Origin of the sequence: Bacteroides faecichinchillae JCM 17102 (genome assembly GCF_000614145.1) — a bacterium.
GTDB classification, from domain to species: Bacteria; Bacteroidota; Bacteroidia; order Bacteroidales; family Bacteroidaceae; genus Bacteroides; species Bacteroides faecichinchillae.
This window is the reverse complement of the sequence record NZ_BAKK01000043.1, coordinates 1-13,650: the sequence shown is the minus strand read 5'-3', so window position 1 is coordinate 13,650 and position 13,650 is coordinate 1. Positions and strand designations below refer to the sequence as shown.

General features: G+C 37.0%; 9 protein-coding genes and 1 pseudogene. All 10 read right to left on the bottom strand.

Annotation, left to right across the window (positions count from 1 at the left end; genetic code table 11):
• Positions 1-29: 29 nt before the first annotated feature.
• A complete protein-coding gene (locus JCM17102_RS17085) occupies positions 30-1,484 on the bottom strand; it encodes a lipopolysaccharide biosynthesis protein (protein WP_025076034.1) in 1,455 nt (484 codons plus the stop codon).
• A gap of 11 nt (positions 1,485-1,495) precedes the next feature.
• On the bottom strand, positions 1,496-2,443 hold the full coding sequence (locus JCM17102_RS17080) for a glycosyltransferase (protein WP_025076033.1): 948 nt from the start codon (positions 2,441-2,443) through the stop codon (positions 1,496-1,498).
• 38 nt (positions 2,444-2,481) lie between these two features.
• Positions 2,482-3,597 (bottom strand): glycosyltransferase family protein, encoded by a 1,116-nt coding sequence (locus JCM17102_RS17075; protein ID WP_025076032.1) that lies wholly within the window; start codon positions 3,595-3,597, stop codon positions 2,482-2,484.
• 727 nt (positions 3,598-4,324) lie between these two features.
• Positions 4,325-5,524, bottom strand: coding sequence for a glycosyltransferase family 2 protein (locus JCM17102_RS17070; RefSeq protein WP_033887001.1), 1,200 nt, complete (start codon positions 5,522-5,524; stop codon positions 4,325-4,327).
• 24 nt (positions 5,525-5,548) lie between these two features.
• Positions 5,549-6,453, bottom strand: a pseudogene (locus JCM17102_RS28125) (glycosyltransferase family 2 protein).
• Positions 6,454-6,472: 19 nt separating this feature from the next.
• On the bottom strand, positions 6,473-7,954 hold the full coding sequence (locus JCM17102_RS17060; protein ID WP_025076030.1) for an O-antigen ligase family protein: 1,482 nt from the start codon (positions 7,952-7,954) through the stop codon (positions 6,473-6,475).
• On the bottom strand, positions 7,938-10,169 hold the full coding sequence (locus JCM17102_RS17055) for a GumC family protein (protein WP_025076029.1): 2,232 nt from the start codon (positions 10,167-10,169) through the stop codon (positions 7,938-7,940). The genes JCM17102_RS17060 and JCM17102_RS17055 overlap by 17 nt, the downstream gene beginning before the upstream one ends.
• 9 nt (positions 10,170-10,178) lie before the next feature.
• Positions 10,179-10,928 carry a TolC family protein gene (locus JCM17102_RS17050; protein ID WP_025076028.1) on the bottom strand — a complete coding sequence of 250 codons (750 nt, stop codon included), beginning with the start codon at positions 10,926-10,928 and terminating at the stop codon, positions 10,179-10,181.
• 123 nt (positions 10,929-11,051) lie between these two features.
• Positions 11,052-12,215: a BamA/TamA family outer membrane protein gene (locus JCM17102_RS17045; RefSeq protein ID WP_275564414.1), complete on the bottom strand. Its 1,164-nt coding sequence runs from the start codon at positions 12,213-12,215 to the stop codon at positions 11,052-11,054.
• 191 nt (positions 12,216-12,406) lie between these two features.
• The gene (locus tag JCM17102_RS17040) at positions 12,407-13,453 is read right to left on the bottom strand and encodes an acyltransferase family protein (RefSeq protein WP_025076026.1); all 1,047 of its coding nucleotides are present in this window, start codon (positions 13,451-13,453) and stop codon (positions 12,407-12,409) included.
• Positions 13,454-13,650: the final 197 nt, after the last annotated feature.

Genomic DNA, 13,650 nt, shown 5'->3' with positions numbered 1-13,650 from the left:
TTGTTTGTTTGTCTTTGTTGATTATGAAATTATTTCTTTTTCTTTAAAATGCTTTTCGCTTTACCTATGAAGTTATAAGTATGCGTCAATTGTATATATCCTCCAAAGATAATAAAACTAATTATACATTTCGCGATCAGTGTAATAAAAATGTTCATTCCTTCCATTGCATAATTTAGAGGTAAGAGGCAGGCTGCAACTAATAGACTGACCACTATTGGCGAAAAAAGTTGTCGTACGAACTGCCATAAGCTTCTTCGGAAGGTTATTCGGTACATTAGCCAGAAACATTGTGCAAAGTTGATTGTAAATGTAACAGTAATACAAGTGGCAACTGCCGTCAATGTGCCGAAGTAGAAGATTCCGAATAAGATCCCCGTCACGTTGAGTATAGACGAAAATACTCCGCAGATAAACAGACTTCGTGTGTCTCCTGATGCCTGAAAAATGGAGCCGGAAGAAGAAAGTATAATTTGAATGCCCACCGAGAGTGATAAGATCTGGAATATCGGAACGGATGGTAACCATTGGTTACCGAAAATAATAAGTGTCACTTCTTTTGCAGTGAAAAGGAGCAGCATACTCAACGGCAAACCGATGAATGCCAAAAATTGTACAATGCGTTCGTATGAGGATGCCAGACACTCTTTGTCATTTTGAAAATCGCTGAAAATCGGGTGCATCACAGGAGTGATCACTTGTGTGATATTCTGTAATGGAAGCATCATGAGCCGATAGGATTTCTCGTAATAACCCAAAGCAGACATATTCATATATTTTCCAATAAGTAATTTATCAATATTACGGCTGAAATAATTGATAATATTGAATAAGAATTGGTAGGCGGAATAAGAGAAAATCTTCCGCAATACCGTTATTCCCAGTGTCAAACGTAGCCGTTGTGGATAGCGTTGATAGGAAATGGCGAATAATAGGATGCTGGATAATATAGGATTGATAATCAATGCGTAGAGCCCTGCTCCATAGATGGCGGCAATTACGGCGGCAGCGCCACCGACTACTTGGATCGTAAAACTCCGAATGGCGATGAATTTAAACTCCTTATTCCGGTAAAACATCGTACCGGGAACTATATTCGTAGAAGCAAAAAACAAATTGACTGCCAGTAGCTGACAAAGTGTTCGTAGAATATCACTTTTGTAATAGTCAGCAATGGGCCACGATGCGGCGAAAAATAAGATACTGATTCCGATTCCTGTCCATACGGTGAACGAAAATATATCTGTTAGTTCTTCTTTTGTCAATGATTTATTTTGTACGATAGAGGCAGATACCCCCATGTCTGTGAAAATGTTGAAAAAAGCGATAATGACACTGGCGATTGCTGCAATACCGAAATCGTCGGGTGAAAGTAAACGTGCTAGTATGCCTGCTACAACGAGTGAAATGATGATTCCACTATACTTGGCCACAGCCGTATAGAATACACCGCAAAAAAGTTGTTGTTTGATGTTATTGGCCATTATTTGTTAGATTATTGCTTGATAAATGGTTTGAATAATAAAACACCTATACCTTTGGTTGATACATATCGCTTATACTGAAAGATAAAGCGGAGTATTAAATGTAAACGTTTTCCTGGAGGAAGTGTTTGAGCTTGCCATGAGATAGCATTCAGCATTTGTGAGAGGTGCAGATCAATAACTTCTCTGATTTCTTTTTTGTGAGCTTGCTTCTTGAAGCCAAGAAGTTCTTGTGTAACAGTGAGATATCCTTTTAAATTATGGGATGAAAATTTGCTTGTCATTATTGAGTTTTCACGTAAGCGACGTTGGAAAAAAGCTCGGTGGATACATGCTACTTTGGAGGCTTGCAGGTAAAGTTTTACCATGAATAATTGATCTTCATGCACAATGCCTGGATAAAATAGTAGATGACAATTGGTAAGATACCGTCTTCGGATGACATTGAGACAAGGGGAAGGGGTAAAAACGTAGTTCTGTAATTGCATTTTGAGCACCTCGATGCCACTGTACACTTTATTATCCTCCAGTTTTTCAGTATGCTGATAACTTAGTTGAGGAGTGTTGGTGAAACCATCTTCTCCAAAAGTATGGGCATCAAAAAAGACAAAGTCCAATTCTTCTTCTTCACATTTATAGTAGCACATTTCAAGAGCGTCCGGATCGAGCAAATCATCACTATCCAGAAAGTAGAGATATTCTCCTTGGGCATGTGCGATTCCTTTGTTACGGGCTACGGATACTCCCTGATTAGCTTGTGAATATGTCTGTATACGGTTGTCATGTAAGGCAAGTTCTTCTACGATTTTCATGCTTTCATCCGTCGAACCATCATTGATGATAATGATTTCAAGTTCCTTCAGTGTCTGGCTCATGATACTTTCCACTGTTTGACGAATATATTTTTCAGTATTATAAACGGGTATGATAATACTGACTTTGATTTTATTACTTTTCATTTTTATAATCAGTTGCACATCATTTAGATGGCTTTTACTCATTTATTGTTTGTTAAGTTCATGTAAACCTGGGCGTATGCTTTTCCTATTTTTCTTATATTCATGTGTTCTAATGCATACGAGTAGTTTCCTTCTCCTTTGTACCAGATAGTCTGCAAATTTCCTTTTTCCAACGCTTTCACGATACTTGGCGGGTCGTCAGGATTGAAGGACGGATTACTTGTTTCATATAGCAATTCACCGATATTTCCCACGTTAGGCCCGACTACTACCTTATGATACAAAAAAGCGAGCGGGACCATAGCCGAGTTTAATGCATCTTTTCGTTGGATAAACACCAAGTCACTGGCAGCAATATAGTACGGCAAATCGCAATTATCTATTATTTCGTCTTTAGCACCGGCATGTATATTTAGCCATCGGTTAAGTAAGGGTATTAGCAGATAGTAACCTATACGGGAGGCCCAGCGTTTTAAGAAATTGCGACCATATTTCTTGATTCTTGAAAAAGGGTAGAAACGGGGAGCTACCAATAACTTATTGCTTTTATTCCACTTGCGGAATGCATCCAGTGTCATGCGTCTTTCTTTATTATTACGGAATTTTCCGAATGCAGTAACGATAAATGCATTTTGTGGCATTTTGAGATATTGACGCGCCCGCTCTATGCTGATATTTTCCCGATATGTATATTCGTAAATAGGATGGGGGATGATGATATTTCGGTCATTGGGATGTCCCTGGGTAAATTCATGAAGACTGTAACGTCCCATATGTACTACAATGTCACTTTCCGTTTCTATTATTTCATAAACACGACTAATGATTGCATTCGCAGAGGATGGACAGATATTATGGCGAGTGTATACAAAATGCGCTCCCTGTGAACGCCACCAATCGATTCGCTTTTTTAGACGAGAAACCACGTTAGGATCGTTGCAGTTCCAACCCACCACTTCTTCGGGCCATTGAAAATGAATGATATCATAAGTTGTGTCAGACTTCCAAAACTCTTCGGTAGAACATTGGACATCAATACCGCTCAGCCGGATAGCCTCGCACAATATAAGTGCAAAAAGGTTATCTGTATCGCTGGTTTCTCGAAAAATGATTAATGCTCTTATGTTTTTATCGTCCGTTTTACAACCGTTCATGTTTTGTTCAAGTTAGTTTTGACGAGCTTATACTCTTGATACAAAGATATTAAAAGTTATAATAACTTCCTCTTTTTGGTGCAATTCTTTTTGTCGCACTTTTTCTTTTTTTATTTTTTTCGTTGTATTGTTCCACCAGTTAACCACTGATTCGGAGTATTTTCTGTTCTTGGATGAGTTTTTCCTTATCATAACATTCTTGTAGGAAGAGGACTTATTTCGGATCATATCTATCTATATCATCTAAGTTCGTTAATTCCATGATTATACATTTTTCTTCGAGTATTACTTTATGGATCTGATAGTAGTGGTGGTGAAGCATGAAGATGCATTTTAATGTTTTATAGTGTTGGAAGAATGCTTTGGCGTAAGTCAGTATGTGACAGTTGCTCATGTATTCCAACCTCCATTTTGTACTCGAATTGAGAGAGGATCGCATATTTATTTTGTTGTGAGACAAGGAGGATAACATACGAATTTCCGTTTGTTATAATGCTATAAAGTTGTGTTTTTTACTGAGATATACAAAGGTGTAGAGAGCGAATATATAGAAAAGGAGAAATATTCTATTGATTTCTGACTATGTTTTCTATGGACTCATCGCTATGTATTCTTTAATCCTGTCTAATCAGACCTGACGTGGTATTATCTCGGAGGCGGATGGCTGTTGTTGTACATTTTGTTAAAGGCAAAGTAGTCCTTAATATAATTGATTGATCTCATTAGATTATTCATCTTCCTCTCCATGCTCTGTATGTATAAATTTCTTGTTAGCTTCTTTGAGCTTAAACAGATTAGCTATCATGATGATTGCCAATGTTGGTACTTGCATGAAGGCTTTTCCTAGTTTCTTATTAAATAACTTTCTGGGCACAGGAAGTATCATTGCAATGACTTGGGCTACTGAAAGTATCCACCATTTTATTCCCATATACCATTCATTACTCTTATTTTGAAAACTTATCCATATACAAATGACAGTAATCAGCAGAGTGAAGCCGAAAACCCCTGTTAATTGTACTAGGCGAGGTGGTAACATCCATTGAAGTATTTTGTCGCAATAATCAATATTGCCATGTAGCAATGCTTTCGGAAATTCAGGCAATGAAGCACGTAATGCTCCGTATTGAGCGGCGATCCAGCGTTTACGTTGATTCTTGATTGTTTCTTTCTTCTGCGTTTTTTCATCATATACAGGGAGTTGTGCTAAATATTCGGTGTGAACTCGTTGTTTTAGTAACAATGCTTCCAGTTCTTTATCTTCTCCGGAGGTTTGCAGATGTTTTACATTTTGTCGGAACCAATTCGCATCAAAAGCCATTCCTGATCCGGCCAGACCGGCTGATAGGCCAACTGCATTGTGTCCGCTACGGAAAAATCCATTATTGATCTCTTCGCTGACTGCATCTAAAATAGAAATATCTGTATTTAATTTTTTGCCTGTTCGTCGTGCTTGTATTGAACGGTATCCGCTTTCGAATGCACTGTTGATTTCTGCTAGGAAGTTTGGGATAGTAGTATTGTCGGCATCCATGATGACAACTATGTCGTGACTCTTATTCATTGTGATATCCATTGCCAATGATAATGCTTTAGCTTTGGAACTATTGGTGTAGTTAGCTGTTTGTAGCTGGATGGGGAGTGTTCGTAAGGTGTCGTTGGTGGCGGGTTGCATTTGGTCTGAGATGACAACAATGTCGAATTTATCTTGCGGATAATCCTGCTTGAGGAAACTGCGGACGGTGGATACAATTACACGATCTTCTTTATATGCGGGAAATAGTACCAGAAAACGGCGCTGTGTCTTGGCTATGGAGAATTTGTGCGGACGGTAAAATTTGGAAGCGATTGCGTAGAATAATAAATAAAAAACGCAGAGTGCTAACGAACTAAAGAGTATCCAGTCAATCAAGGTAAATATATGCATAGTTGTTCTTTATTGAGTGTTTTTTCATTTTATTGAGGAAGAGGGTGTAAGGAAAACACCTTCTACAATTCCTTTCCATACAGCGAAAAATAGGTCGAAACGGCCTTTCAAAGCAAACTGAAGACTGTTTTTTCCGGCGGCTATGGTAGATTGATAAAGTATAGACAGTAGTCGGTGAGATCCTGTACGGTTACGTCGGGCGTAGAGTAGACGATTGCGCGTCATGTAGTAAGTACGTAGTTTACTAAGTTGTCCGGTGCTTTGGCTCTCTTTATGGAAAATAGTGCAACGAGGTTCATACCATAGTTCGTAGCCAGCATTAGTCATCTGAGTACACCAATCCATTTCTTCGTAATATAAAAAATATATTTCCGGCATCAAGCCACCTTTTCAATCACTTCTCGTTTTATTATCATAGCAGCTCCATGTAAATAGGGAGAAGGATGCGGGGTGTCGAAACGCCCATCATCTATGTGCCCGAAACCGATAGGGTTGTTTCGTAGAGTGATGGGGGTCAGTGGAGTGAATCCCGAAAATTGTATGTTTTGTGGTGGAAAAGCAAAACGTATTTTGGGGGAGACAGCACCTATTTCCGGACGACTTTCAAGACGTTCTATTAGGGAACGGAATCCGTCTGTTTCGATGTATGTGTCGTTGTTGATTAGGAAAATGTATTTTCCTTTTGCAAGGTGGATACCGAGGTTGTTGCCTCCAGAGAATCCTAAATTGGCCTTGCTCCTCAAAGTGATAACATCCGGATAACATTTACTGATCACAGTCGCTTCATCTACACGTGATGCGTTGTCTACAACGATGATTTCATAACTTACGGAGTGAATATTCTTTTTTAAAGATTCTATCAGTTCGCAGGTATCGTTGCAACCATTGTAGCAGATGGTAATGAAAGAAATTTGAGGTCTGTCGGTCATATTTTATCCGTTTGTTGTTTTACGTTCTGTGTCTTTCCCTTGTGTCTTGCTGTATCCGTTTGTCGATATGTGATCCTGCGAAGCAGAGGGCGAAAGCAGTGTATATGGGTATGGTATTAGGGTATTGCATCACATCATTGGTATAGGCCGACAGGAAGAATCCCGCTGCCATGCAAAGCCATGCGGCAAGCAATCCGCGCAATCGTTTATTTATTATTTTGAACATAAGTATCCAAGAGCACCATGCGAAAAGAGTGCCATGAATAACGAGATAAAGTATGAGCCCAACTATTCCTGTCTCTACCCATACCGATACAAGCCATGAATCGGGTGGGTAGGGCATGCGTTCTTTGGGGTGAAAGTGTTCACCTTTAGATAGTCCTATTCCGTAGCCGAAAGGTCTATGAATCATCAGTTCTCTCATTTTTTTTCGGTTATCTATACGCAGAAGATAAGAAGCATCTTCGGAAGGACGGAAAGCTGTACGCATCTTACGTATGTATTGGTTACTATCACCGATATCGGTAAACAAGAAGAACATAAATATTAATGCTAAAACTGAGATTCCTGCAATAGTAATTTTTATATTACGAGAGAGAACAATGAAAAGCCCTAATGCACCTACAGGAACAGCAATTGCAGAACGGGTTCCGGAGATACCCATACCATAAATTGCTGCTATAACAATGAATGCAAAATAGACTTTCAACCACTTATTTTTCACATAAAGTAAGGATATTCCAAAAAGAGGAATAGCTAATGCCATATGTACACCAAAATTTGCTGCATCACTGAACAGTGAGAAATAACGGATACCAGACCAAATTATATGCGTTTTGGCGCCTCCTAATACAAATAAGAAGTATTGTTCGCGTTCATTAAAACCGTAGTTTTTCTGCCAATATCCTTTAGCTGCAGCTATCAGAATGAATATAGACCAAATGATTAATAGCCATTGGATTCCTTTAATGTTACGGATAGCTAATGGAACCAATACTGCGCATATCAGTGGATAAATAAAGTAGTGAGTGATAGAGACATTCCAAGCTGCTTGAACATTGTTTGGATTGGCAATTTCTAATACATAATACAACCCCAATATCAGAAAGAGCCAGAACATACCATTATGACTTTCGCTCCAGTCTATTTTCTGGTATATTGAATATGAAATGACCAAGACTGCTATGAACAACGTAGATACCAATGTGCTTATCCCTATTGGTATTATTATCACAATACCAATTATAGCTATCAGAAACTGAATGATAAATAATGTATAAAAACCTTGTTTGGAATATTTGATTATTAATAAAAAAAAGAAAAAGGCTAATGGTAATAGGCTAAACGCTAGAAAGACAGGAGTAGATGTACGAAAAATAGCTTTATATAAAACATATAAACCTCCTAACAGTATTAGATACACCCATCCTTTATTGGCAAAAAAAATGCCCACTGCTATTAAATTTTCACCGTATTTTTTCTTGTTAATCGTCATCTTCATTAGTTACGTCCTTTGCTTGTTCCTTTCTTTTAAACAATGTTGAGACACTTTCGGTCAATGCCAATTGAGATAGGCGGTAAACCATTTTTCTCCATATTGAATAAGGTGGTAACATACCAGTAAAATCTTCTACAACATTACGTGCTGCATAAGTTAGATATACATAAAGAGGTGTTTGTACAACTTGTTTTTGCAGTTTTTCGACTAATAGCTTGTCAGTTTCTTTCCAGCCACGATCAGCTCTGGAAACTACTATATTCAGGTTTGCTTCTTGTAATAACTCCGGTGCAATATTGATTTCACGCAAATTGGGGTATTCAACAAGTAGTATATCTTCTTCTTCTGGAATGTAAAAGTCGGTGATACTTTTAGCAAGGTAAAACTCACGAGAAGAGGGGGTAAAATCTTTTCCCCCAATCACCGTTCTTACTTTTAAACCGATACTACTCCAATACACTTTCAGTTGTTCAATAAGTTTACTCTTACCTTCATTGCCTTCTGTACTAATGAAATTGATTATATACGGTAATCCTTCTTTCTTTTCATTACAGAATTGCAAAATACTACTACTTAATTGCTTGGTGGCAATGTTTTGAGCTTTTTCAACTTGACCATGATATTCTAAAATAGAGTTTTTAGGGAAAGCACCCAGTAAGGGAAGGCCAACAAGTCGGCGGGTACGAATAGCGTCACGTAAAGTACGGTCTAAAAGTTCAAGAATAAGGAAGAATCCTAATATGAACAAAAAAGTACCAGCACAGGTGGCCATTACTATCTTTCTCAATTGAGTGGGCATTGGACTGATTGGATAGGCCGGAGTATTCAGAACCTTTAGGGTTGCCGATGTCATTTCCAGATTCTTCCTTCGCATAAGAGCATCATTATAACTCTTGAGCACCGATAGGTAATTCTGTTCTATAAAATTGATATTACGTTCTTTACGTTTGATAGTAGAACCCACAGGAGCATAAAACTTATACCTTTCATCTAGTGCTCTCTGGCTTTCTTGAATAATTTGTAAATCAGATTTGGCTTTCTCAAGTTTTAAAGTTTGCTCCAACCATTGTTCAATGATATTGTTTTTGGACACCCCTTCTTTGGTGTATCGATGTTCTACATATTTATCTGATAAGTTGGATAACTCTTTACGAGCTATTGCCAGACTGTCTTTATAACCTTTAAGTATTTCTTTCTGTTTGGGGCTCTCACCACCGGAGACCGTTTCCATTTCTGATATTTTTCCTGTAAGTGAAGAAGCTTCATTCAACTTATTCAAAAACTGAATATTATTGAGTACTTGCTTTGCGTTACTGTTCATGTGTGTTTCTAATTCGCTTAGCATAGCTTTTGCGCTATTAACTTCTATATATGCATTTTGTTCACGTAACTCGAATTCTTTATTTATAGCGGCAATCTCTTTAGTTTCATCATAATAATTAATGATACGCTTATCTACATTATATTTTGTCAAGGAGTCTTCATTTATACGAAGTTCCTTTCCAATACGTTTGAGTTCACTGTTAAAATATTCAATTACCTTATCAGTCTCGGCATAACGTAGGGCACGATATTCATTTACAAATTCTTTAGTGAGAATGTCGATTGTATTATATGCAATGCCCGGATCATCTGCTTCATAGCTTATTTCTATCAGATCACTAGCCCCTTTACGAGCTGCTTGTATATTTTTAAGCTCATTATAGCAATAATGATGTAAGTTGTAATAAAAGATACCATATAGGTAGTTAGACTGAGTCGGCTTTAAATATTTGTAGAAATTTTCCACAGTCTTGTCTTCGCTGCTTTTATCTATCAAGGCAAGTATTTCTTTTCCATTAGGACTTTGACTCAAGTGGTTATAAATCCTGTTGTAATTACTTGCTTTGATGTATTCATTGTCTTTATGGGGATCACCGTTTATCAGGCTACGTGCATATAAACGCATAGATACTCGTTTCAATGTACTTTCTGATTTAATGATATTCATTAGATTATCCATAGCATTCTGTGCGGTTGCCCAATCTACTTTGCTACCTCCACCCTCCATACTATATCCTGAAGCGACTCCTGTGTAGAGCGTCGCTTCTGTATGGTAGGTCCTACCTATCATTTGCTTTCCCAACCACCATGTAGCGGATGTTATAAGGATTGTACCAATGATTAGCCACCAGCGAATACGGTATAAGAATCTGGTGATGTAAAGTATGTATTCCATAAATAAGTTTTATTTATTTTTGAGGATGGAGGTACGTGTAATTACTTCAAGTACCATCAAGCTCTTTGTGAGTTCGGATTTGCTATTTTCAAATTTCTCCTGTGCTACTGATTGTCGGGATTTCTCAGATGATAGATCATTAGAGTCGATAACACCGTTAGCAAAATCCTTTTCGGATATACCGTACTGAACATTAGCCAGAATAAGGGCTTCAGCATTTAACTTTAATATATTTAGTTGTGATGTGGCAGTTGCATATAATAGGATAATCTCTTTTTTCATTTCTTCAAACTTGGCTTCTTTTTCAAGTTCCGCTGTACGTACACTTAACTTTTGACGTTTTATCCGCGCAGTTAAATCAAACAGACCATCTAACGGGATATTGACCCCTGCACCTATTGTATATCCATTCTGTGCTTGTGTGGAATAACTAAGATAAGGGACAATAGTTACATCAGTAAATGTGGATTCGTTACCGAACATACCATATTGATAACTGCCACGCAAACTGAAAAAACTAAGGACGGCGCGTTTTTCTTTTGCGAGTAATTTTCGTTCTATTTGTTCTTGTACTACTGCCAACTCATAGGTGGGAGCACTTTTGGCATTCTCAAAAAGAAGATCTAAAGGTGGAAGGGTGATTTTAGAATAATCTTGAGGTTCTAATTTTGTGTAGTCACTCACTTCCTGTGCTATGATACTTTTTGTGGGAATTATCAGTAGCAATGTTATAATAATAGGAACTTTAAAATGCTTCATAATGAACTTATGTCTTTGTTCTTGTTTGTTTTTCAATATACAAAGGTAATAATTAAGTTCATTTAGCGATGTTTTTCTATTTTTTTTTTGCAAAAATTGTGTAGATTATAAGGATATGTCAGCTTAAAAAGCTTCGGTCATGTTAAAATAGAACAGATTTTGTTTATTCACCATGTTTCTGCCAAAGTCTAGACGAACGTTCATACGGGGCTGCACTTCAATGCGTATACCCACTCCAAGGTTAGGTAGTACACCTTCAATTTTGCCTGGAGTAGGCCCCATAAAACCACATCCGCCCCATGCCACATATCCTACGTGGCTTAGCATTTTTTTCATCCAAGTGCTTTTGTCAGTATTAATCATTTGACGGTATTCTACCATTACCACATGTGATGACTTGTCACGATATTGGCCCATATAATAGCCACGAAGATCGAATGGAGTGCCACTAAGAACATACTTTGTTAATGGTACATTACCGAATACATTTTTTGTCTGTGTTGTCCAGGCAAGAACTCTGCGGTGTCCGAGACTTTTATACTGACGATAGTCGATTTCTAAACGATAGAAATTATTATCTCCACCAAAAGCTTTGTTGTATATCATGCCACGAAAATCAAGGTAAATACCTTTATATGCATTCGCTGGAATATCCCGCGTATCATACGTCAGCAAGAACCCCAAACCAGAACTTTGATTACTATAACCTTGTTCTGTGCCTCCTGCTGCTATGTATGACGGTTGCTCTACCAACTGGGCAGGTTTGGTAATTTTATCATAATTGAAGTCAATTTGAGGACCTGCAAAGAAATCACTTTTTCCTAAACGGAACAGGAACCAGGGATTCAACTGAATACCACTATAACGGTATTCGCTTGTCTCTTTTCCACGTTCGTAATCCTTGTTGGTCATATATCCGATGCCATAAAAATTCTCTAATGTATTTTTGTATGAGAAAGTTCCAAAGATACGAAAATGGTCGCTTTTAAAGAAAAGTTGTGGTTTGGTCATCAGGTTTAATCCTCCTTTGAACATGAGGGCGATTGCCATGGGAACTACTGAACGTCGTTGGGTCGTGTCACTTGGATTCATTCGAAATGTCATCAATGCACTACCACCTACTAATAAACCGAAGTCTGGAGTATAACTGGGTCCACCTAATATATTATAATGAAGATTCCGCTTTGCTACACGCTGACGTCGTAATGCACGTTTCGAAAGAATAGGAGTGGTGTCTGCCAGAACTACAATGTCATCACTTGAAATGACGTTGTTGAGGTGTGTCATTATTTCTTGTTGTTCATTGCCTTCTACTGTTATATAGGTGTTTCGGGCTAATGTAATGTTGGTGACTAGGAACATCATCAATACAGCTACTATATATTTCTTCATATTGTCTCATTGAATAATTCGGCTACAAAGGAAACTATTTTATTTTGATTAGTTTTTATTGTCATAGATAATAAATCTAAAAAAAGCTAGGCTGAAGGAGAATTAATAAGCTTTCTATATTTATTGGAGGAAAAGCCTTTTCCTAATAAAATAGGTAGGTGTTTTTTACAAAATAGTATCATTGGGTACATTATTATCGTAATGGTTCCACTTATAAAAAATGCTGTAGAAGTCGAGTATGAAATATCCTCGGATAAATGTAGATATTTCTCAATGGAGAAATTGAGGACTCCAATCAACATCCAGTGTATACCCAAAATAACCATGGTTCCTATGGAAATATTATATATGATTTTGGAATTAATACGGTTTAATATAAATCCAATGCCTAGTATCATGCCACTCCCTGTGAAACCCAATGTATAGAATTTAACTGATTCTAATAACGTTGTATAATTAGAATTATATCCTGTCCGGATTAATGTACCAAATATGATGGTAAAGAATGAAAGCCAAATAATACTTTTATATAAAGAATCTGAAATATATTTTAGATTGATATGTTTTAATGCTTGTCCTGCAAAGAAGAATATTATCAAAGTGAAAAAATGGTGTATTGCATAAGTTACGTAAAGAGATCTGTTGTTTAACCAGAAGCATATGAGTATTGAGAGTATGCAACTAAAACATGTAATTGGAACAGACAGTGATTGTTTTTTTTGTATACAGTAAGCATATATTTTGAATGATAATAAGCAGTATATAAACCACGTAGGCCCATTAATTGCGTTTGAAGCTAATGACTGAATAATTGGACGTATAATACTGTCATATATAGTGAATGATTGATGGAAGACTAAAGATTCTCTTACCATCCAGTATGGATAAAAAATGAGTTGATAGATTAAATAGGGTACAAATAAGGTTTTGAAATTTTTTTTGAATTCTTCTTTTGCTGTTTTTTGAGGTTTATATAAATATCCGGATATAAGAAAAAACAATGGCATATGAAAAGAATAGATTATTGATATAGCTATGGAGTGCATTGGCAAATGTCCCCAAATGACTAAAAAAATGGCAATGGATTTACACCAATCTACCCAATTGTATCGTGTTGAATTTATGTTTGACATCTTTGTATGATTGTTTTGTTTAGGGTGCAAATATATAACTATTTGTTATATTTATACTTCTGTGGGTTCTTTTTGAAGATCATTTCTTTAATTCATTAAACTATATTTCTTTTGAAATCTTTTGCATATGTCTGATTAATCAGTGATCTTTGCAAACATACAGTTCATGTTCACAAAAGTAAAGATGATAATAGAAT